18 protein-coding genes and 1 pseudogene are annotated in these 21,683 nt (G+C 71.2%); 12 read left to right on the top strand and 7 right to left on the bottom strand.

Annotated elements, in window-relative coordinates; genetic code table 11:
• Positions 1–268 (top strand): annotated as a pseudogene (locus OJ962_RS24620) (ABC transporter ATP-binding protein); the annotation flags it as partial.
• A 9-nt stretch (positions 269–277) separates the two neighbouring features.
• On the top strand, positions 278–607 hold the full coding sequence (locus tag OJ962_RS24615) for a globin family protein (RefSeq protein WP_202958301.1): 330 nt from the start codon (positions 278–280) through the stop codon (positions 605–607).
• On the opposite strand, the gene OJ962_RS24610 is transcribed toward OJ962_RS24615, so the two are convergent.
• Entirely contained in the window at positions 604–921 is a 318-nt protein-coding gene (locus OJ962_RS24610) for a muconolactone Delta-isomerase family protein (RefSeq protein ID WP_202958300.1), read from the bottom strand. The two genes, OJ962_RS24615 and OJ962_RS24610, sit on opposite strands and share 4 nt — an antisense overlap.
• A gap of 78 nt (positions 922–999) precedes the next feature.
• Between OJ962_RS24610 and OJ962_RS24605 the strand changes: the two genes are divergently transcribed.
• Positions 1,000–1,389 (top strand): CBS domain-containing protein, encoded by a 390-nt coding sequence (locus OJ962_RS24605; protein ID WP_202958299.1) that lies wholly within the window; start codon positions 1,000–1,002, stop codon positions 1,387–1,389.
• Here OJ962_RS24605 and OJ962_RS24600 read toward each other — a convergent pair whose 3' ends face one another.
• Positions 1,390–2,346: a LacI family DNA-binding transcriptional regulator gene (locus OJ962_RS24600; protein WP_202958298.1), complete on the bottom strand. Its 957-nt coding sequence runs from the start codon at positions 2,344–2,346 to the stop codon at positions 1,390–1,392.
• 163 nt (positions 2,347–2,509) lie between these two features.
• Between OJ962_RS24600 and OJ962_RS24595 the strand changes: the two genes are divergently transcribed.
• The 3 genes from OJ962_RS24595 to OJ962_RS24585 all read left to right on the top strand — a co-directional run bounded on the left by OJ962_RS24595 (position 2,510) and on the right by OJ962_RS24585 (position 5,654).
• Complete coding sequence (locus tag OJ962_RS24595; protein ID WP_202958297.1) at positions 2,510–4,456, top strand: LVIVD repeat-containing protein; 1,947 nt, start codon at positions 2,510–2,512, stop codon at positions 4,454–4,456.
• A gap of 146 nt (positions 4,457–4,602) precedes the next feature.
• The gene (locus tag OJ962_RS24590; protein ID WP_202958295.1) at positions 4,603–5,343 is read left to right on the top strand and encodes a WD40/YVTN/BNR-like repeat-containing protein; all 741 of its coding nucleotides are present in this window, start codon (positions 4,603–4,605) and stop codon (positions 5,341–5,343) included.
• Positions 5,344–5,360: 17 nt separating this feature from the next.
• Positions 5,361–5,654, top strand: coding sequence for a hypothetical protein (locus OJ962_RS24585; protein ID WP_202958294.1), 294 nt, complete (start codon positions 5,361–5,363; stop codon positions 5,652–5,654).
• Here OJ962_RS24585 and OJ962_RS24580 read toward each other — a convergent pair.
• The gene (locus tag OJ962_RS24580; RefSeq protein ID WP_202958293.1) at positions 5,623–5,937 is read right to left on the bottom strand and encodes a TM2 domain-containing protein; all 315 of its coding nucleotides are present in this window, start codon (positions 5,935–5,937) and stop codon (positions 5,623–5,625) included. The two genes, OJ962_RS24585 and OJ962_RS24580, sit on opposite strands and share 32 nt — an antisense overlap.
• Positions 5,938–6,296: 359 nt before the next feature.
• On the opposite strand from OJ962_RS24580, the gene OJ962_RS24575 reads away from it, so the two are divergent.
• The 3 genes from OJ962_RS24575 to OJ962_RS24565 are packed head-to-tail and all read left to right on the top strand — an operon-like array spanning position 6,297 to position 10,050.
• Positions 6,297–7,613 (top strand): M20 family metallopeptidase, encoded by a 1,317-nt coding sequence (locus OJ962_RS24575; RefSeq protein ID WP_202958292.1) that lies wholly within the window; start codon positions 6,297–6,299, stop codon positions 7,611–7,613.
• Entirely contained in the window at positions 7,610–8,683 is a 1,074-nt protein-coding gene (locus OJ962_RS24570) for an alcohol dehydrogenase catalytic domain-containing protein (protein WP_202958291.1), read from the top strand. The genes OJ962_RS24575 and OJ962_RS24570 overlap by 4 nt, the downstream gene beginning before the upstream one ends.
• Complete coding sequence (locus tag OJ962_RS24565) at positions 8,680–10,050, top strand: APC family permease (protein WP_202958290.1); 1,371 nt, start codon at positions 8,680–8,682, stop codon at positions 10,048–10,050. Before OJ962_RS24570 ends, OJ962_RS24565 begins: the two co-directional genes overlap by 4 nt.
• Here the strand turns inward: OJ962_RS24565 and OJ962_RS24560 are convergent.
• From OJ962_RS24560 to OJ962_RS24545, 4 genes are all read right to left on the bottom strand, one after another.
• Positions 10,047–11,063, bottom strand: a complete 1,017-nt coding sequence (locus OJ962_RS24560) for a serine hydrolase domain-containing protein (RefSeq protein ID WP_202958289.1) — start codon at positions 11,061–11,063, stop codon at positions 10,047–10,049. The genes OJ962_RS24565 and OJ962_RS24560 overlap by 4 nt on opposite strands.
• 6 nt (positions 11,064–11,069) lie before the next feature.
• On the bottom strand, positions 11,070–13,484 hold the full coding sequence (locus tag OJ962_RS24555; protein ID WP_270006669.1) for a S8 family serine peptidase: 2,415 nt from the start codon (positions 13,482–13,484) through the stop codon (positions 11,070–11,072).
• A 146-nt stretch (positions 13,485–13,630) separates the two neighbouring features.
• Positions 13,631–13,951: a hypothetical protein gene (locus OJ962_RS24550; RefSeq protein WP_202958288.1), complete on the bottom strand. Its 321-nt coding sequence runs from the start codon at positions 13,949–13,951 to the stop codon at positions 13,631–13,633.
• 84 nt (positions 13,952–14,035) lie between these two features.
• The gene (locus OJ962_RS24545) at positions 14,036–16,924 is read right to left on the bottom strand and encodes an amidase (RefSeq protein WP_202958287.1); all 2,889 of its coding nucleotides are present in this window, start codon (positions 16,922–16,924) and stop codon (positions 14,036–14,038) included.
• A 134-nt stretch (positions 16,925–17,058) separates the two neighbouring features.
• On the opposite strand from OJ962_RS24545, the gene OJ962_RS24540 reads away from it, so the two are divergent.
• Genes OJ962_RS24540 through OJ962_RS24530 form a run of 3 tightly spaced genes read left to right on the top strand, consistent with a single transcriptional unit; the run spans position 17,059 to position 21,610 of the window.
• Positions 17,059–18,636 carry an arylsulfotransferase family protein gene (locus OJ962_RS24540; RefSeq protein WP_202958286.1) on the top strand — a complete coding sequence of 526 codons (1,578 nt, stop codon included), beginning with the start codon at positions 17,059–17,061 and terminating at the stop codon, positions 18,634–18,636.
• Positions 18,636–20,207, top strand: coding sequence for an arylsulfotransferase family protein (locus OJ962_RS24535; protein WP_202958285.1), 1,572 nt, complete (start codon positions 18,636–18,638; stop codon positions 20,205–20,207). Before OJ962_RS24540 ends, OJ962_RS24535 begins: the two co-directional genes overlap by 1 nt.
• Before the next feature lie 59 nt (positions 20,208–20,266).
• Positions 20,267–21,610, top strand: coding sequence for an FAD-binding oxidoreductase (locus OJ962_RS24530; protein ID WP_202958284.1), 1,344 nt, complete (start codon positions 20,267–20,269; stop codon positions 21,608–21,610).
• Positions 21,611–21,683: the final 73 nt, after the last annotated feature.

Genomic DNA, 21,683 nt, shown 5'->3' with positions numbered 1-21,683 from the left:
CGCGATCAGCGGCGACGGGATGCGCTTCAAAGCCAAGCTCGACGTCGTCGAGTCGATGGGCTCGGAGTACTACGTCTACTTCGAGACGCGCGACGCCGACGTGCACTCCGACCAGCTCGACGAGCTCGAGGGCCTCGACACGGGGCAGGTCGTGGCACGGCTGGACGCAGCGAGCGCCGCCGAAGCCGGCGCAACGCTCGAGCTCACGCTCGACACGAGCCAGATCAAGCTCTTCGATGCCGAGAGCGGGCGCGCGCTGGGCCTGTAGGCTTGGCCCGTGCGCCCGTCGCTGCAGCGGCTCGCGGCCCACTGGGCGGAGGTGCTCGGCGGCCCGCCGCGCTTCTCCACCGAGTGCGGCGATCAGGCGAGGGTGCTGCGCATGCACGCCGGCAACGGCGACATGACCGACCTCGGCGAGCGCTTCGAACGCTGCTTCGCCGCGGCCATGGACGACGCCGCACTGCCCGAGGATCCGGCGTTCCGGGCAGCGATGCGCGCCTATATGCACTGGGCCGTCGCCGGCGTCCTCGCCCATCCGGACGGGGCCGCCGACGTCGACCCGCGCGCGGCGATGCCGCGTTGGGACTGGAACGGGCCGGCCCGCTAGCCGCCGTGCACGCCTGAGTCGAGGTCCTCGGCGAACGTCGTGTACTCGTAGATCGGCAACGCCTCGGTGCTCACGCCGGCGCCGAGCTCGCGGAAGATCGGCAGCCCGCCGAGCGCGCGATCGAGGTCCTCGTGCGAGGCGACCTCGACGATGCCGAACACCACCCGCTGGCCCGACACCTTCCACAGGTGCTTGACCGCGCCGGCCTCCATGGCGGCGAGCGCCGCGGCGGCCTCACGCTGCCAGATGGCGACGAGCTCGGCGTTGCTGACGTTCTCGGGCTGCTTGACCTCGAACCGGACGATGAACTGCACGGGCGCCTCCTGGGTGGTGACATCGTGGCAATTGACACAGTATGGTCTTCAGCGGGAAAGCTAGGGAAGGGAGCCGCTGTGAAGGTCCGAGACGCGATGACCGAAGAGGTGCTCACGTTCACCCCTGAACGCAGCCTGCGCGACGCCGCGAGGTTCATGGCCGAGCACAACGTGGGCGCCGTGGTCGTCATGGACCCTGAGCAGCCCGGTCCAGGCATCATCACCGAGCGCGACGTGGTGCGCTCGCTGGGCAAGGGCGAGGACCCGGACACCGAGCACGTGTCCGCGCATCTGACCTCCAACGCGGCGTTCGCGGACTGCGACTGGGACCTCGAGGAGGCCGCAGAGGCGATGGCCAGGGGCGGCTTCCGCCACCTCGTGGTCGTCGATCACGGCGAGCTGGCCGGGATCATCTCGATGCGCGACATCATGCGGGTCTGGCGCCCCAGCGCACGCATGGTCAAGTAGTCAGGAGACGGGCAGCAACTCGCCCGTCCCGCGCGGGATCAGCGTCGGCGCGGAGACCACCTCGCGCGCGCGACCGTCGAAGCCGTCCACGCGCGAGAACAGCAGCTCCGCGGCCGCCCGGCCGAGCATCAGCGCCTCGTGGGCGACGATCGTGACCGGCGGCTCGATCGCGCCGCGCAGCGGGATGTCGTCCACGCCGACGTGCGCTACGACGCGGTCCAGGCCGAGCCGGAACAGCGTCCGCATGACCTCGATCGTGACCAGGTTCTGGGAGGAGAAGACGGCGGTCGGCGGCTCCTCGCCCGCGAGCAGCGGCTGCAGGTCGCCGCGGGAGACGATGTCCTCGTCGAGCCCGGCCATCGCCTCGCGGTAACCGGCAAGCCGCTCGGCCGCGGCGAAGCCCGCCTCGGGCCCGGGGCCGACGTACGCGATCCGCCGGTGCCCGTGCGCGCGCAGGTGCTCGATCGCCGCGCGGGCTCCGCCGCGATGGTCCGTGACGACACAGTCGGTGTCGATCGTCTTCGGCGGGCGGTTGACGAACACGAGCCCGGTGCCGTTCGCGACGTCCCGCCGCAGGTACGAGTGGTCTTTGCCCGTCGGGATCAGCAGCAGCCCTTCGACGCGCCGGCCGAGCATCCGCTCGAGCACGTCGCGCTCGCGGTCCGGGGAGCCGTCCGTGCTGGCGGCGAGGGTCGCCACCGACCGCTCGCGCGCGATCTGCTCGACACCGCGGTGGAAGGCGGCGAAGAACGGGTCGCTGATGTCCTCGCAGACGAGGCCGATCGAGGCCGACCCGCCCGACCGGCGCAACGCGCCCGCCGCGTAGTTGTGCCGGTAGCCGAGCAGCTCGACGGCACGGTGGACCTTCGCCGCCAGCGCGGCGTCGACGGGCTGGCCGTTGACCACGCGTGAGACCGTGCTCAGGCTCACGCCGGCCATCGCGGCGACGTCTTTCATGGTTGGGCGCCGCGACCTCATCCGTGTGTCCGCAAACGTACCGGACCCCCCGGTCGATTTGCCACCTCTGTGGTGTACTTCCGCTCACCGGGGCCGTTCTCATGAGCGGCCCGTGGAGGGGCAAAAGGAGAGGGGTCATATGAGGGCTGTCAGGACGCGCTGGATGGCTGCTGCCGTCACGCTTGCGCTGGCCGTACCGGTAGGCACCGCGTCCGCGCACCGCGCGGATTTCTCGTTCTCGGGCGAGGCGGTCAAGCAGGTCGGCGCCTACGAGGACGGCGCGAGCATCTTCACCCAACGGGCGCCGGACACTCCGGGGGCGTTCTCGCTCGTCGGCCACCACGACCTCCAGAGCCGCGGTATGAATGCGGCGATCGCGGTCAACAAGGGCTGGGTCTACGTGGGCAGCCGCACGGACGGCTCCAACGGCCGCACCAAGGCCGGGATCATGATCCTGGACGCCAAGAATCCGTCCGCGCCCCGGCTGGCGACCACGATGGTGCCGCCGCTGGAGGGCAACCCGCAGGAGTCCTCACGCGAGCTGCGCGTGTGGCGCTCCCAGGACATCCTGATCGTCCTGCACACCAATTGCGGCGGGGAGGCGGCGCACCTGTGCGCGCAGCCCAACCGCAGCTCGATGCGCTTCTACGACATCAGCGGCGAGCACGCCGACGACCCGCGGCTGATTCACCAGAACACGCGCGACACGCACGAGTTCTTCATCTGGGAGGACCCGAAGAACCCGCGGCGCGCGCTGATGTTCGAGGCCAGCGCGGGCCGCAACATGGGCATCTACGACCTGTCGACCCTGCTGGACCCGGATCCGGCCAAGCGCGAGCCCACCCGTCTGTTCCTCGGCCCGCACGGCTTCGGCAACTCGAGCGGCTCGGGCATCCACTCCTTCTCGGTCTCCAACGACGGCACGCGGCTCTACAACGCGCTGCTGACGCGCGGCTTCGGCATCTCCGACGTCTCGGACTTCACGGACACCGATCCGGCGACGAACACCTACAACGTGATCACGCCTCCGGACAACCGCGTGTCGTGGCCCGGTCCGGGCGCCCACAGCGCCATCAAGCTCTGGAACAAGGACGCGGTGTACGTGTCCGACGAGGTCTACGGCACGGCCACCCCCGGCCACGGCTGCCCGTGGGGTTGGACGCGGTTCGTCGACATCGAGGACGAGACCAAGCCGGCCGTCGTCGAGGACTACCGCCTGCCCGAGAACGAGCCGCTGTCCTGCGCCACGTTCAATCCGCCGCGCACGTCCTACTCCGCCCACAACCCGACGCTGACGCCGAACATCGCGTTCAGCACGTGGCACTCGGGCGGCGTGCAGGCGATGGACATCTCCGATCCGACGAACGTCACCCAGCTCGCGGAGTTCAAGCCGGAGCCGCTGCCGTCGGTGGACTTCGAGGACCCGCGCCTCTCGAACGACGGCATCCTCCCCGGCCGCAGCGACAACCGCGTCGTGATGTGGAGCTACCCGGTGATCGAGGACGGCCTGATCTACGTCGTCGACCTGCGCAACGGGCTCTACATCCTCGACTACAACGGCCCGCACGAGCGCGAGGTGTCGGACATCAAGTTCCTGGAGGGCAACTCCAATCAGGGCGACGCGCTCTGCTACGAGCCCGTCCCGGGCGCGGTGCTCGCCAACTGCTCGACGTCGACCGACGGTGGCGTCGGCGGCACCGTGCCGGCGACGCTGTCGCTGACGGTCGGCGCCACCTCGCCGCTCGGGCCGTTCACCCCGGGCGTCGCGCAGGACTACTTCGCGACCGGGTCCGTCAAGGTCGTCTCGACCGCCGGTGACGCGCGGTTGACGGCGTCCGACGCCGGCGCGATGCCGGGCCACCTCGTCAACGGCGCCTTCTCGTTGCCGTCCAAGCTGCAGGTCAAGGCCACCAACTCGGCCAATTCGACGTCGAACTACGCCGACGTCGGGTCTACGGCGGCACCGACGCCGCTACTTTCATACGCGGCACCGGTGAGCAACGACGAGGTGACGCTCGACTTCAAGCAGTCGATCGGCGCCAACGACGCGTTGCGGACCGGGTCCTACTCGAAGTCGTTGACGTTCACGCTGTCCACCACCACGCCCTGAGAAGACACGCCCTCATCCTGGTCACGCTCGCGCTGGCGGGGTGCGGTTCCGGCTCCTCCTCTTCGGAGGAGGAGGCGGCGGCCGAGCCCACCGTCGAGGCGGCGCTGGAGATCGGCTCGATCGCCGTCCACCCCGGCGGCGATCTGGTGATCGGCTCGACCATCGGCTCCTACCGGCTGCCCCAGGGCTCCAAGCAGCTGGAGGAGTTCAAGCCGTCGCTGACGGTCGCCGGCAAGGGTGAGGGCCCGCTTCTGGACCTGGTCATGCGCTACAAGGACGCGACCGCGCTGGTCGCGTCCGGGCACTCCAAGGGCGGGACGCTGCCCGAGAACGTCGGCATGATCACGTCGCCGGACGGCGCCAAGACGTGGAACGCCGTCTCCGGCATCGGCGAGATCGACTACCACGACCTCGAGGTCCACGGCGACATGGTCGTCGCCCTGCGCACGGACGACCCCAATTCGGTGCAGCTCTCCAAGGACGGCGGCAAGACGTTCGAGGGCCGCGCCGCCCCGGCCGCGGCGGCCGCGCTCGACGTCGCCATCAACCCCGACGACCCGAAGCAGTGGGCGGTCGGCACCGAGTCGGGCACGTTCATCTCCAACAACGAGGGCAACTCGTGGCGCCAGCGCGACACGACCCCCAAGGCCAAGATCGCCTGGGCCGGCCCTGGCAAGCTCTACAGCGCCGGGCTGGACGGCAAGATCCGCCTGTCGGCTGACGAGGGCAAGTCCTGGAACGAGGTCGGCGGCTCGATCGGCGGCGGCCCGAAGGACTTCGTCGCCGCTCCCGACGACACGACGCTCTACGCCTACCTGACCGGCGGCCGGATCCGCACGTCGCCCGACGGCGGCAAGACCTGGAACGACCTGGTCACGTTGCGGTAGTCGTATCCTCGTTCGCGATGGCGTTTCATCGCGATGCGTCCGATCCCCTGCAGCAGGGTGAGCGGATCGGGCGGGTGCATGAGGAGCTGCGGCTCCGGTCGCGGGTGGTGTCGATGGGGACGCTCGCGTGCCCGCGCTGCGACGCTCCCGTCTCCCCCGGCGGGCGGGCGCTGTCGCCCGCCGAGCCGATCGGCTGTCCGTTCTGCGGCGAGTCGGGACGGGTGCGGGACTTCCTGTCGCTCGAGGCGCCGACGCGGGCTGCGCACGTCGAGATCGTGATCAGCCCGCGGGGAGCCCGTGGCGCCGGTTGAAGTCCTTGGCGGAGTTGGCCGCGTCGACGCTCAGCCAGATCACGAGCGGGATCCAGCCCAGGATGCCGACGAAGCAGGCCAACGTCAGGCCCCCCAGCACGACGTTCAGGCAGGCCATGACGATCGGCAGCGCGTCGCTGCGGCCGGCGTAGAAGTGGCCGGCGCCGAGCCACGCGATCGTGAGCAGGACCGCGACGGCCGGTGACTTCGGGCTGACGTAGGTCGGCTGGTAGGTCTGCTGCGGCGCGTAGGGCGGAGCCGGCGGGGCAGCTACGTGCGCCACGAAGCCGTCGTGCTGGGCTCCTTCCGTCGGCGCACGAGCTCGGCGGACGGAGGGCGCCCACGTTCCAGGCCGACGACGGCAAACGAAGGACACTCGACGTCGCGGAGGGCGAGCTGGTCGCGATCGGGAACGTCGAGCCGGGGCCATGATCACGCTGCACAAGCAGGGCGGCGGCCGGCGCACCGACGCGTTCCACCCCGAGGTGCCGATGGAGCGCATCGAGTGCTCGAACGGCAGGGGGTTCGAACGCCCCGGTGGACCGCCCGGAGCAGGGCGACCTCTGCGCGCAGATGAGAGAACCGCGCGACACCGCCGGGCCAAGCGCGGGATCGCGCCGGGGACCGTGACACTATGCCGCCATGGATGGGGGTTTGGACGCGGCCGAGCGGGCGCTGGTCGAGCGCATCGCTGATCGCCGCGACGAGATCGTGGGGCTCGCGCGCGAGCTGATCGCCTTTGACACGACGAGCCGGGCCGAGGCTGACGAGCCGGCTCGCGAGGAGGCCGCGCTGCAACAGGCGCTGGCCGACCGGCTGCAGGCTGCGGGGGCGGAGATCGACCTGTGGGAACCGGCGCCGGAGGACGTCGCGAACCACCCGCTGAGCGTGCCGGGCATCGCATTCGCCGGCCGCCCGCAGCTCGCGGCGACGCTGCGCGGCAGCGGGGGCGGGCGCTCGCTGCTGCTCAACGGGCATATCGACGTCGTCCCCGCGCGCCGCGCGGAGGGCTGGACGGCGGACCCGTTCGACCCGCAGGTCTCAGGCGGGAACATCGTCGGGCGCGGCGCGTGCGACATGAAGGGCGGGATCGCGGCGATGGTGATCGCGGCCGAGGCGCTGGCCGCCACCGGCGAGCTCAAGGGCGACGTGATCGTCTGCACCAACACCGACGAGGAGTCCAGCGGCGTCGGTGGCCTCGCGTGCGCCCGCCACGGGGTGAGCGCCGACTTCGCGATCGTCCCCGAGCCGAGCTCGCTCGAGGTCTGGCCCGCCTGCCGCGGCACCGTCTACTGCACGATCACGCTGACCGGCCGCGCCGGCCACGCCGAGCAGGAGCACCCGCACTGGCGCGACGGCGGCGCGGTCAACGCGATCGAGAAGGGCCGCTTCCTGCTCGCCGGCGTGGATCGCCTGCGCGCCGAGTGGCGCTCGCGCGCGGACTTGAAGGCGCACCCGCTGCTCGACCCGCCCGACATCGTCCCCACGCGCTTCGTCGGCGACGCGGGCTGGCACGTCACCATCCCCGACCGGGCCGAGATCGACCTGTCCGTGCTCATCCTCCCCCAGCAGGCCGACGCGCAGGGCTGGACGAAGGACGCGCAGGCCGAGGTCGAAGGCTTCCTGCGCCGCTGGTGCGAGACGGACTCGTGGCTGGCCGAGCACCCGCCGCACTTCAACTGGTACACCGAGGTCAACCCGTCCGAGACGCCGCTGGACGCCGACAGCGTCGTCGCCCTGCGCGCCGCCAACCGCGCGCTCGGGCTGCCGGACCGGATCGGCGGGCTCGGCTCCTGGTACGACGGCGCGACCTTCGCGCTGGAGGCGAACACGCCCGCGTTGATGTACGGGCCGCGCGCGATCGACTGGGCGCACACGGTCGACGAGTACGTGCCGATCGACGACCTGGTGACCTGTGCGCAGGGCATCGCGATCGCGGGGTGGCGGCTGTGCCGGTGAAGGCGGCGGTGCTGCGGGCGCCCGGAGCGTCCGTCGAGATCACGGCGGTGCCGCTGCATGAGCCGCGCGCGGGCGAGGTGGAGGTCACGATCGCCGCGGCCGGCGTCTGCCACTCCGACCTGCACGTGGTGCGCGGCGAGTGGGACGTGCCGACGCCGGTCGTGCTCGGGCACGAGGGCTCGGGCGTGGTCTCCAAGCTCGGCGAGGACGTGACCGACCTCGAGATCGGCGATCACGTGATCCTCTCCTGGGTGCCGCAGTGCGAGCACTGCCGCTACTGCGTGAGCGGGCGGCCGTGGCAGTGCGAGGTCGTCGCGAACGTCGTGGCACCCAACGGCGTGCTGCTCGACGGCACCTCGCGCTGGGGTGACGGCTTCCACCACTACCTCGGCGTGTCCTCGTTCGCGGAGCGGGTCGTGGTGCCGCGGTCGGGCGCGATCAAGATCCGCCGCGACGTCCCGCTCGACGTGGTCGCGATCGTCGGCTGCGCCGTGGCCACCGGGCTCGGCGCGGTGCGCAACACGGCGGGTGTGCCGCCGGAGGCGACGGTCGGCGTGATCGGCTGCGGCGGCGTCGGGCTGTCCGTCATCCAGGGCGCACGGCTCGCGGGCGCCTCCCGGATCGTCGCGTGCGACATCAACCCGGCCAAGCTCGAGGTCGCGACCAAGGTCGGCGCGACCGAGACGGTGAGCGACGCCGCCGAGCTGAGCGACCTCGACTTCGTGTTCGACGCGATCGGGCGGATCGAGACCACCGAGGCGGCGATCGCCGCGCTCGCGCTGGGCGGCGCGGCCGTGATCGTCGGGCTCCCGCCGGCCGGGAAGACGGCGCGCTTCGACCCGCTCGCGCTGGCCGAGGCCAACCAGCGCATCCTCGGCTCCAACTACGGCTCGATCGATCCCCAGCAGGACATCCCGTGGATCATCGACCTCTACAAGGCCGAGATGCTCGACCTGGACACGCTCATCTCGGGGCGCCGGCCGCTCGAGGAGGCGGCTGACGCGCTCGAGGACCTCGCAGCGGGACGCACCCTGCGGACCCTGCTGACCATGGACGGAGGACGCTCGTGAGCTCGATCATCTCGGACCAGCCGGAGACCCACTTCAAGCGGGTCCTGGGCCTGCCGGCGCTCGTCTTCTTCGGCCTCGCCTACATGGTCCCGCTGACCGTGTGGACCACCTACGGCCTGGTGACGACCGAGACGCAGGGCCACCTGCCGCTCGCCTACACGGTCACCACGATCGCGATGCTGCTCACCGCCTACAGCTACGGGCGGATGGTCATCGCGCAGCCGATCGCGGGGTCCGCGTACAGCTACGCGTCCAAGGCGTTCGGCCGCCCGCTCGGCTTCATGGTCGGCTGGGCGCTGCTGCTCGACTACATCTTCCTGCCGATGATCAACTACCTGGTCATCGGGATCTACATGAACGACTACTTCCCGAGCACGCCGGAGTGGATGTGGGTCGTGATCGCGGTGGTCCTGGTCACCGGGCTCAACATCCTCGGCATCAAGCTGCTGGCCAACGCGAACCTGATCTTCGTCGCCGTGCAGTTCGTGTTCATCGCGGTGTTCGCGGTGATGGCGATCGGGCACATCAGCGGCGAGGTGGAGGTCGAGTCCTGGACGGCGCCGTTCTATGACTCCGGCACCGAGCTCGGGCTCGTGTTCGCCGGCGCGGCGATCCTGGCGCTGTCGTTCCTCGGCTTCGACGCGGTGTCCACCCTGTCGGAGGAGACCGAGAATCCGCGCCGCGTCATCCCGCGCGCGATCATCCTGTGCGCGCTCGTCGGCGGCCTCGTCTACATCTTCCAGTCCTACCTCGGGCACCTCGCGTTCCCGGACTTCGGCCTGTTCGCGGACAACGTGGACGCGGCCAGCGCGGACGTCATGACCGAGATCGGCGAGGACTTCCTGAACTCGTTCTTCACCGCCGCCTACGTGGCGGGCGCGTTCGCGTGCGCGATGGCGTCACAGGCCAGCGTCTCGCGCATTCTGTTCGCGATGGGCCGCGACGGCAGCCTCCCGCGCCCGATCTTCTTCCGGCTGCATCCGCGCTTCCGCACGCCGGTCACGGGCAACCTGCTGGTCGGCCTGTTCGGGCTCACGGCGCTGTTCATCAGCCTGGCGACGGTGAGCTCGATGATCTCGTTCGGCGCGCTGGCAGCGTTCTCGTTCGTGAACCTGTCGGTGATCAAGACCTACATCTTCGATCAGGGCCGTACCAGCGGCGCGGACATCGTCAAGTACGGCGTGATCCCGTTCCTGGGCTTCGCGTTCACGATCTACCTGTGGACGAAGCTCACCGGGACGGCGTTCGAGGTCGGCCTTGGCTGGCTCGCGGCGGGCTTCATCTACCTGCTCGTGCTCACCCGGGGCTTCCAGAAGGCGCCGCCCGCGATGTACACCGGGGATGAGGAGGACGCCGAGCGCGTCTAGGCGTTGATGTGGGCGACGAGCGCGCGCTGGAAGGCATCGCGCCGCTCGTCGACCGCGTCCGGCCAGCTCGAGAGGATCGCGACCACGGTGCGGTTGGGAGCGACCGAGATCGTCTGCCCGTGGATGCCGCGCGCCGTGACTCGGCCGTCGCGCGTCCACCACTGGTTCGCGTAGCCGTCGGCGTGCTCGACGGTCGTCGGGTTGACGATCGGCGTGGCGCCGAGCGCGGCGATCCAGTCGGGCGGGACGATCCCGCGGCCGCGGTCCGCGACCAGCGCGCCGAGCCGCGCATAGTCGCGAAGCCTGGCGCAGAAGCCGCCGCCGGGCGCGCCCATGCCCGCGGGGTCGACCGTGAGCTCGGCGTCGGCCTCGGCCCCCATCGGGGCCCACAGCCGTTCGCTGATCACCTGCGCGAGCGGCGCGCCCGCCACGCGCTCCACGACCAGACCGAGCAGGTCCGTGTTGGGCGTGGCGTAGTGCCAGCGTTCGCCGTGCCCCCAAGCCGCCGGCCCGATGGTCGGCAGGAACTCGAGGATCGAGCCCGGGCTGCCCGGGATCGGCGGGTGCCAGCCGCACGCGGCGTCGTAGTGCACGAACGACTGGTAGTCCTCGACGAAGTCGATCGCCGCGGTCATGTCGAGCAGGTGGCGGACGGTCGCGCCCGCGTACCCGCTGTCCCCCACCTCCGCGACGAAGTCGGTGACGAGCGCCTGGGGGTCGACGCCGACGATCGCGGCCGTGAGGCCCAGGACGGACTTGCCGACCGACTGCGACAGGTGCAGCGACGTCGCGTCCATCTCGCCGCCGTAGCGCTCGTACAGCAGCGCACCGTCGCGCACGACGGCGAGCCCATCCGTGTACGGGTCAAGCTCGAGGTCCAGATCCACGGGCTCGACGCGCAGCTCACGCACCTCCCCGCTCGACACCGGCACGGTCGGCACCACGTCCGATACGTGCACATACGCGTATCGGTTCCAGGGGCCGACCTGCCAGGCGTCGGCGGGGATCTGCACGTGTCGTTACGGGTTCGTGGTCGAGAGCGTGAACGTCAGGGTCTTGGAGTATGTGCCGGTGCGCAGCGCGTCGTTGGCCTTGATCAGCTGCTTGAACGTGATCGGCACCTTCTCGTTGGAGGTCGGGCCGGTCCATGTGGTCTTGCCCAGCTCGACGCGCAGCGGCTCCGGGAGCGTGAACGCGCCGTTGGTCATGTGGCCCGGCTCGGAGACGCTCAGCGTCGCGTCGCCGGCGGACGAGATGACCGTGGCGTCCGTGGTCGCGGTGTAGTTGTGCTCGACGCCCGCCTGGAACGGCGCGAACGAGGCCGTGCCGATCGTGAGCGAGAGCGTGGCCGGGACGGTGCCGCCGACCGGCAGCGTGGCGGGCGCGAACAGCAGCACGCCCTTGTCGGTGTAGGTCACGACGACGCGCTGGCCGTTCTGCTCGAACGTGGCGCCGTTCGGGAGCCCGGCGAACGTGCCGGTGACGCCGTCGGCCAGGATGTAGACGCCCGTTCCGGCGGTGAACGGGCGGCTCAGGTCGAGCGCGAGCGTCGCGCCGTTGAGCGCGAGCGTCCCGCCCACGGTCGCGCCGCCGGCGCCGACGACGAGCGTCGAGCCCGAGGCCAGCGTCACGTCGTCGCCGAAGCGGCCGGCGGCGGCGAGGGTGCCGCCCGCGGTGACGTCGACGGGCGCGGCGTGCGAGCCGGTGACCTTCAGCGTGCCGCCGCTGACCGTCGTCTTACCCGTCCAGGTGTTGTTCCCCGAGAGCGTGAGCGTGCCCGCGCCGGTCTTGGTCAGCGAGCCCTCATAGACGCGCGCGGTGCGCGCGGCCTCGCGGCGCGTGCCCGTGTCGAACGCGAGCTGGTCCGCCGGGCTCGCGCCGGCGGGGAGGCCGTTCGTCCAGCCCTTCTCGGTCTTGGTCTGCGCCCAGGTCGCGGCCTCGGCCTCGTCCTCGGTCCTGCGCGCCTTGATCGCGACGTCGGAGATGTCGTTCGACCACGTGTCGTCGAAGCCCTGGGTGTCCAACGCGGTCGGGCCGAGCAGCTGGCCGGGGCCGTTGAACGCGTCCTTGAGGTTCGGCGTGTGCCAGCCGTTGGAGGCGTCCGGGACCTGGACCATCTCGCCCGCGGTCGGGTTCGGCTCACCCGCGGTGCGCGGCGCCGGGCGCGACGTGGCGTTGACGGTCGCGTTCTGGCGGCTCGTCGTGTACATCGTGTACAGCGCCTGCTCGTTGGTCATGTACGGGAACCGCTGCATGATCAAGTGCAGGATCGCGGCCGAGTGCGGGCCCGACATCGACGTGCCGGAGGACTGGTTGTAGCCGTGCGTGATCGCGCCCGTGGTCGCGTTGTAGGCCACCTGCGTCGACTGGATCAGGTTGCCCGGCGCCGTCACGCACCACCACTTCGACAGCCCGCAGCGGTTGAAGGTGGAGATGGTCCCAGGGACCTTGACGGAGCCGTCGGCGTTGAGCGTCCGGCCGATGGTCGCGTTGATGCCCGCGGTCGTGTACCACTTGCCCTCGAGGTCGGGCAGAAAGTGCGGCGCGTTGCCGCGCGTGGTCGGGTTGCGGTAGCCGTTGTTGCCGGCCGTGATCTGGATGATCGTGCCCGTGCGCGCGACGTCGATCGCGTGGTTGAGCCAGTGTGACGTGTTGCCGTCGGCGTCCGCCTGGCCCTCGGGCGTGGTCATGTAGCGCCAGCTCGGGCCGAGGCCGTACGTGGCCGGCTCGCCGGGGAGCGGCTCCATGTTCGTGTAGTCCTCGGTGCCGGGCTGGCTGCCCCAGCTGGAGGTGATGATCCGGATCGGCTTGCCGTCGCGCGTCTGCGCCGCGTTCACGGCACGGTAGACGTTGCCCAGGTACGCGTTGTCGATGCGCTGCGCGGCCGTCGCATTGGGCGGCAGGATGCCGTACAGGACGCCGTCGGTCTTGTTCGTGTTGCCCATGTACAGGTTCGCGTTGAACGCGACCCCGTGCATGTTCGCGTCCGGCGTGGTGATGCCGACGCCGTCACGGCTGGCGGCGATCGTGCCCGACACGTGCGTGCCGTGGTTGTCGTTGACGCCCGGGATCCAGAACCCGGTCGTCGGCCCGGTGTTCCCGCCCTGCGCCAGCACGCCGAAGTAGCGGTCACCGATCGCGTACTGCGTGTCGTAGCTGCCGTGCTCGCGCACGTGCCCGGCGGCGGTGCCGGAGTCCACGACGCCGATGCTCGTCCCCTGCCCCGCGAAGCCTGCCGCGTAGGCGTACTCCGCGCCGATCGACAGCATGCCGTTGTCGCGCAGGAACTCCGGCGTGCGCCAGCTCGCCGGGTCGCCGAGCTTGCCCGGATCCCCGTCGTAGGTCTTGATCGGTCCCGACGGCGCGGGCGGAGCCGCGTACGCCGTCGATGCCCCCACTCCCGCTAAGACGGCGGCCGCCAACGACGCCGTCACGCGTTTCCCGCTCAGCACGCCAATCCCCCCAGATCGTTGCCTAAGCACTGGAAATGCGCACTCGGCCGGGCCGATGTCAAGCGCGGTGGGCTGAACGGGTGACGGCGGGCCACCAGGCGCGGCGCCGGTGGCCCGCCCTCGGAGCTCTAGTCGTGCGTGAGGCGCAGCACGGCGTGCTTGTCGCGGATGTCCACGCCGCGGAAGATCTGCGTGAAGTCACGCCCGCTCGTCGCGCTGTAGTGGATCTCGAACTCGGCGTCGTCGACGGCCTTGATGTTGAGCGTCTGGCGGACGCTCCGCGACTGGCCCGGCCGCAGGTTCGTGATGCTGCCGCCGATCGTCATGTTGTTCCAGCCTTCGAGGCCGCCCGGGTTCTTCACCCGGTGCCCCTCGGAGGGCACGATCAGCGTGAGATCGGTTCGGTTGACGAACTCGATCTCCATGTCCTTGGTCTGTCCGAAAGCCATCGGAGCTCCTTGGGTTGGTTGCGGTCGGGACCGTCTCAACGGCCCCGACGCGCAACCACCCGGGAGATCCCCGGAGCTAGGCGATCAAGGGTTCGTCGTCGAGAGCGTGAACGTCAGCGTCTTGCTGTAGACCCCCGTGCGCAAAGGATCCGTGCGCTTGATCAGCTGCTTGAACGTGACCGGCACGGTCTCGTTGGTCGTCGGGCCGGTCCAGGCGGCCTTGCCGAACTCGACGCGCAGCGGCTCTGCGAGCGCGAACGCGCCGTTGGTCAGGTGCCCCGGCCCGGAGACCGACAGGGTCGCGTCCCCGGCGGTCGACGTGACCGTCGCGTCGGTCGCGGTCGTGTACTCCTTCGCCACGCCCGGGATGAACGGGTCGAACGCGGCCGGGGTGCCGAGGCTCAGCGACAGCGTCGCGGGGACGGAGCCGCCGACGGTGCCGGTGGTGTCCTTGGCGAACGTGAGCGCCGGCGCGGTCGTCGCCGCGACGTGGCCCTTGCCGTCCTTGTCGGCGAGCACGGAGAACGCGTAGGCCATGCCGACGAGCTCGCCGTCGTCCCAGGCGCGGCCGAGCAGCTGGAGGTTGATCGGCTGGCCGTGATCGTTGACGCCCGCCGGGAAGACGACGGTCGGGATGCCCGGGCCGGCGCCCGGCGTGTCGCGGCGACCGAAGGCGGCGCGGCCGCCACCGCCGTCGTTGAGCGAGATGTCCGACAGCAGCCCCGGGTAGACGACGGCGTCGACGCCCTGGTTGTCGGCGCCCGCGGTGTCGAGCCAGGTCTTGGCGTTGGCCTTGTACTGCAGGCGGTAGTCGCGGCGGGCCTGGATCTCGGCCGCGGTCATACGCGCGGCGGGCGCCGCGGAGCACGTGCTCGGGTCCTGGCGCACGTACTCGACCTTCTTCTGCGAGCACGCGACGTCGACCGCGTTGCGGATCGGGAAGCCCTGCTCGGCGAGCTCCGGATGCGCGTCGATGTACTGCATCCAGCCTTCCTGCGAGGTGTTGCCCGGCGGGTTGACCGCCGGCGCGGCCGGCGTGTTGGTGTCGCCCACGGTGGTGCCCATCTCGACGATCGTCGCGCCCGCGTCGCTCAGGTACTTCAGCGCCGCCTTGGACGCCTCGACCGTGCCGGTGGTGCCGAACGGGTCCTCCCACACGCCCGGGATGTAGCCGATGCGCTTGCCCTTCAGGGCGTCCTTGTCGAGCACGGAGCGCCAGTCGGCGGGCCGCTCGGCGTCGGCGGGCGCGGTCACCGGGTCCTCGGGGTCGGTGCCGGTGACGACGTTGAGCAGGTCCGCGAGGTCCGGGACCGAGCGGGCCATCGCTCCGCCGTAGTCGGTCATCCAGGACAGCGGCATCACGCCGGTGCCGGACTGCATGCCGTCGGTACCGCGCAAGGTCACCAGCGACGCGCCGGACGCGGGCGCGTACAGCGAGTCACCGGTCTGCGAGCCGAGCGCGCCCGCGGCGAGGTTCGCGCCGAGCGCGGTGGCCGACCCGCCGGAGGACGCCAGCGCGGACTTGGACGGGTGGAACGCGTTCCACGTCTGGCCCCACGCGTCGTTGGAGTAGTGGCCGCTGGTCGCGTACTCCTCGAGCGCTGCCTTGCCGATGATCACGGCGCCCGCCTCGCGCAGCTTGGCGACCTGGAAGGCGTCTTTCTTCGGGCGGAAGCCGGCGAACGTCATGGAGCCGTTCGTGGTCGCCATGTCGTAGGTGTCGAACAGGTTCTTGACCGCGATCGGGATGCCGAGGACGGGCGAGGACTTGCCCGCCTTGCGGGCGGCGTCCGCCTTGCGCGCCTGCTCGAGCGCGTCGCCGGCCACGATCTCGTACGCGTTGAAGCCGAACTGGCCCTGGTCGTAGACCTTGATGCGGTCCAGGTAGGCCTGTGTGATCTCCGCCGACGTCGTGAGGCCGGACTCCATGTCGGCCCGCATCTGGCCGATCGACTTCTCGACCACGTCGTAGCCGGAGGACGTGACCGGCTTGGGCTTGGCCGGGACCGGGATGCGCGGGACCGAGCCGGCGGTCGAGCAGTCGGCGTTGACCGCGAAGTTGTCGATCGAGCAGACCTGGGCGGCGCTCAGCCCGGCGAGGTCGGGCGCGCTCACCAGCGTCGCCGCCGTCGTCTCGACCTTCAGCCGCTCGGCCTCCGAGGAGGCCGCGTTCACGCGCTGGCCGAGCACGACGAAGTGCAGGACGGACTTCGTCTGCCCCGGCTGGAGCGTGAGCGTGTTCACGTAGGCCTGGAAGTTGCCCTCGTGGCCGGCGGCGCCGAACGGCTCATCGAAGGTGTCGTGCAGCCAGTTGCCGGTGAACGTCATCGCACCGCCGAACGGCGCCGGGGTGCCGATCACGGTCGCCTGCGGGCCGCCGACGAGGTTCGTGCCGTTGAGCGGCGTCGCGACCTCCGCCCACGTGTCCGCCGCGGTGATGCTCGTGTCGCCGGAAGAGGTGTTGACGAGCGCGCTGGAGTTCGTGCCGGTCGCGCCGATGCCGGACTGGCCGCCGAACGCGACCTTGAGCGTCAGCGGCGCACCGGTCGTGTTGGTGAACGTGTCCAGCCAGCGGCCGTAGCTGGCGCTCCCGACCGGCAACTCCTTCTTGATCGAGACGGCGCGCGCGATCTCCACCCCGCCGAGCTCGACCGCGGTCGTCGTCTTGAAGCCGCTCACGCCGTCGAACTCGAGCCCGAACCCGCGCATCAGCTCGCCGTTGAGGCGCGGCGCGCCGGGCACCTGCACCTTGATCCCGCCGAAGCCGTTGATCGTGGTGCTGAACGTGGGTGACTGGCCAGGGCCGATCTGCGTGGCGCGGATCGAGCCGGTGTCGACCCGTGGGGGCGCGAAGTCCTGGATGCCCCACCAGGTGCCGTTGCTGTCGGAGACGTAGTTGAACGCCGAGCTCTGCCCGGCGAACACCAGTGCGGCCGCACAGGCCGTGCCGGCGAAGGCGATGAATCGTCGCATGGTCCGCCCCATCCAATCCGCGCAAACGTGGTGGATAAACCTCCCGCCGGTCGGTACGCGATCGACCGGGGGTCCAACCGGCTGGAAGTCTTACCTTGGGCGCAACTTTCGTGCCCGTACGGGTTCGCTAGTCCGTGGCCTCATCCCTCGTGACCGCGGCGGTCGTCGCGGCCAGCGTCGCCGTGTACCCCGCACCGGGAGTCTCGACGGCCAGCCCGACGACGCAGATCAGCTTCAGGGGAACGACCGATCTGGGCACCGTGACGGTCACCGGCTCGCGCTCCGGCCGCCATCGCGGCCGCGTGCGCGAGCACTCCGACGGCCAGGGCGCGAGCTGGCTCCCGAGCAGGCGCTTCACGTCGGGTGAGACCGTGCGCGTGCGCTCACGCGCGCGCCGCTACTCGTTCAAGGTCGGGCGCCGGCCGGCGCCTGCGCCGACCCGCCGCATCACGCGGGACATGAAGGCGGACGTGCAGTCGTTCGCCTCGCGGCCCGACCTCACCCCGCCGCGGCTGTGGGTCGATCAGGCGCAGCCCGGACGTACACCCGGCTTCACGTTCCTGGGCCCCAAGGGTGGGCGCGAGATGGGGCCGATGGTGATCGACGACCGCGGCCAGCTCGTGTGGTTCCGGGAGCTGCCGCGCGACACGGCGGCGTTCGACGTGCGCGTGCAGAGCTACCGCGGCGAGCCGGTGATCACGTGGTGGCAGGGCAAGCTCGTGGGCGGCGGGGGACGCGGCGAGGGCGTCATCTTCGACGCCGAGTACGACCTCGTCCGGCGCGTCCGGATGGGCAACGGCTTCAAGGCCGACTCGCACGAGTTCACGCTCACGCCGAACGGCACCGCGCTGTTGATCGGCTACGACGCGGTGTACCGCGACGAGGGGCGAGTGCTCCAAGCGGTGGTGCAGGAGGTCGACGTCGCCACCGGGCTCGTGCTGTTCGAGTGGCACAGCATCGGCAACGTCGCGACCGCCGAGAGCTACCGGCGGCGCGTGAGCCGCCGGCAGCACCTGGACTACATGCACCTGAACTCGGTCGCGGTGGCTGAGGGCGGCGACTTCGTGCTGTCCGCGCGTGGGACGAACGCCGTCTACAAGGTCTCGCGCGCGACGGGCCGCGTGCTGTGGCGGCTCGGCGGCAAGCGGTCCGACTTCCGCCAGGACGCGGGGACGCGCTTCTTCGAGCAGCACGACGTCCGCCCCGGCCCCGACGACACGCTGACGCTCTTTGACAACGCGAGGCGCGGCCACCGCTCACGGGCACTGACGGTGAGGCTCGACGGGCGGCGTGCCCGGCTCGTCGCCTCGCGCACGCACCCGCTCGACCTGCACGCGAGCACGCAGGGCGGCGTGCAGCCGCTGCCCGACGGCCACACGTTCGTGGGCTGGGGCTCGCAGCGCTGGTTCACCGAGTTCGACGCCGCGGGACGGGTCGTGTTCGACGGCCGGCTCGCGCGCGGGATGGACAGCTACCGCGCGTACCGGGCGGCGTGGGTCGGCACACCGAAGACCCGGCCGGTGGCCGTGCGGCGCGGCAAGCGGCTGCACGTGAGCTGGAACGGCGCGACGCAGGTCGCGGCCTGGGTCGTCAACGGGCGCCGCTATCCGCGCACGGGCTTCGAGACGCGCCTGCCCGCGCCGTCCGCCCGCGCCGTGGTGCGCGCGGTCGACGCGGCCGGAACCGTCTTGGGCGAGTCCCGAAAGGCCTGATGCTCTCCACCTTGATCCTGCAGGCGGCGCTGGCCGCCGCGAGCGTGTCCGTCTACCCCGTGCCCGGGATGACGACCGCGTCCGAGACGACGCAGATCTCGTTCCGTGGGACGACGTCGCTCGGCGCCGTGACCGTGGCCGGCTCCCGCTCAGGACGGATGAACGGGCGCGTGCGCGAGCACTCGGACGGCGCCGGCGCGAGCTGGGTGCCGCACGGGCGTTTCGAGGAGGGCGAGACCGTGCGGGTGCGCTCGCAGGCGCGGTCCTACTCGTTCCGGATCGGGCGCCGCCCGACGCCCGCCAAGACCCGATCGGTGCGCCCCGACACACGCGCCGAGGCCGAGTCGTTCGTGTCCCGGCCGGACCTCAAGCCGCCGCCCGTGCACATCACGCGCGCAGCGGCCGGCCGCACGCCCGGGTTCGTGTTGCTCGGTCCCAAGGGCGGACGGGCGAACGGCCCGATGATCATCGACGACCGCGGCGAGCTCGTCTGGTTCCGGCAGGTCGGCGGCGGCGGCGTCGCGATGGACGTGCGCACGCAGTCGCTGCGTGGGCGGCCCGTCCTCACCTGGTGGGAAGGGCGGCTGTTCGCCGGCGGCGGCCGCGGCGTCGGGATGGTGCTCGACGAGACCTACAGGACCGTCAAGCGCGTGCGCATGGGCAACGGCTTCCAGGCCGACTCGCACGAGTTCACGATCACCCCGCAGGGCACGGCGCTGATGAACGCGTGGGACGCGGTCGAGCGCCCCGAAGGCGACGTCCTGCAGTCGGTCGTGCAGGAGATCGACATCGCCACCGGGCTGGTGCTGTTCGAGTGGCACAGCGCGGGGAACATCGCCGTCAGCGAGACCTACCGCGAGCGCGACGGCACCTGGGACTACCTGCACCTGAACTCGGTCGCGCTCGATCCGGCCGGCGACTTCATCCTGTCCGCCCGCTCGACCAACGCCGTCTACAAGGTCTCGCGGGCGACGGGCCGAGTGCTCTGGCGGCTGGGCGGCAGGCGGTCGAGCTTCACGTTCGGGCCGGGTGCGCGCTTCGCGCTCCAGCACGACGCGCGCCCCCAGCCGGACGGGACGCTGACGCTGTTCGACAACGCCGAGCGCGGCCGCTCGCGCGCGATCCGGCTGCGGCTGGACGGCACGCGGGCGACGTTGGTGCGCGCGTTGACGCACCCGCGCAACCTGCTCTCGCGCACCCAGGCCGGGATGCAGCCGCTGCCCAACGGCAACACGTTCGTCGGTTGGGGTTCCAACCGCTGGTTCAGCGAGTACGACGCCAACGGCAAGCTCATCTTCGACGGCCGCATGGCCCGTCGCAACGACTCCTACCGCGCCTACCGCGGCGCCTGGGTCGGCCGCCCGTCCACGCGCCCGTCGCTCGCGCGCCGCGGCGCCGACGTGTTCGTGAGCTGGAACGGCGCGACCGAGGTCACCGCGTGGCAGGTCGAAGGTGCGCCGCCCGTGCCCCGGACGGGCTTCGAGACCGCGCTGCGCGGCGTCCCGGCGGGCGCGACGATCCGCGCCCTCGACGTCGCCGGCACGGTCCTCGGCCAGGCGCGCGCTCAGTAGGTGTCAGGTGCGCCGCGAGACGCGGGAATAGTGCTTGTGCCCCGCACGTCGTCAGTGGTATGCGCCACGCCATCCACGGTTTCACCGGTGAGCTCGTCCTGCCGGGCAACCCGGCTTATGAGGTCGCCCGCCGCACGCAGGACGACACGGTCGATCGCCGGCCAGCGGTCATCGCCCGCTGCAGGGACTCGGGCGACGTCGCCGCCGCGCTGCGCCATGCGCGCGAGACGGGGCTCGCCGTGCGCGTGCGGGGCGGCGGACACGGGCCCGATCGGTTCGCGATCGACGACGACGCGATGGTCATTGACCTCGCGTCGATGCGCGCGGTGCACGTGGACAGCACCGGCCCGCGCGTACGCGTCGAGGGCGGCGCGACGTGGCGCGACGTCGATCGCGCCACACAGGCGCACGGGCGTGCGGTCACCGGCGCGCGGATCCCCTCGGTCGGCGTCGCGGGGTTCACGCTCGGATCAGGCTCGGGCTGGCTGGAGCGCAAGCTGGGTCTCGCCGCTGATCGTCTGCGCCGCGCGCGCGTCGTGACCGCGGACGCCCAGCTGGTCACGGCCAGCGCGGAAGAGCATCCCGACCTGTTCTGGGCGTTGCGCGGCGGCGGGCCGAGCTTCGGGATCGTGACCGAGCTCGAGTTCGCGCTCCACCCGATCGACGAGGTGGCAGCGGGCCTGCTGGCGTGGCCGTTGGATCATGCCGCCGCGGTCACGTCCGCCTACGCGGAGCTGATGGCGGACGCGCCCGACGACCTTGGCGGTGGCCTGGCATTGCTCAACGGCGCCCCGTTCGTGCCCGCGCCACTGCGTTCAACCCCGCTGATTGCGGTTCTCGTCGTGTGGACGGGCGCCGGCGACGCACCGGTCTCGCCGCTGCGCGCGCTCGGCCCGGCCCTCGACTTCGTGCGTCCGATGCCGTACGCCCACCTACAGGCCATGTTCGAGTCGCCCGAGCCCTACACGGCCCGCCTCCACGGGGTGGGTGGCTTCCTGACCGAGCTCTCGCCGCAAGTCGTGGCCGTGCTGGCCGACCACCAGCGCAGCAAACCAGCCCCTGAAGGCAGCATGCTCGTGCAGCCGCTCGGTGGCGCGGTCGCGCGCGGTGATGCGCGTTCCTCACCGCTCGGCGGGCGCGACGCTCCCTGGGCCTACCAGGCCGGTGCCGCCTGGTTTGACCCCGACGCCGACCCGGCGGTCGCCGACTGGGCCGCGAGCCTACAGGCCGCGCTCGCTCCGTACACGATCGGCGAGGCCTGGCCGAACTTCATCCCTGAACGCGACGCCACGAGACTCCGAGCCGCCTACGGAGCCGACATCTGGGGTCGCCTGCAAGCGATTCGCGCCTGCTGGGACCCCGACGACGTGTTCTCGGCCGGCCACGCAATCGCGCTCCCCTGACGTTTGAACCGTCAAGGTCGTCGAAGTCGCCGCGTTGCGGGGAACGAAAGTGGCGGATAGCGACACTTTCGTT

This window comes from Solirubrobacter deserti, assembly GCF_027587175.1.
Classification (GTDB): Bacteria; Actinomycetota; Thermoleophilia; order Solirubrobacterales; family Solirubrobacteraceae; genus Solirubrobacter; species Solirubrobacter deserti.
The sequence above is the reverse complement of the archived record's forward strand: the minus strand, read 5'-3'. Positions and strand labels throughout refer to the sequence as shown.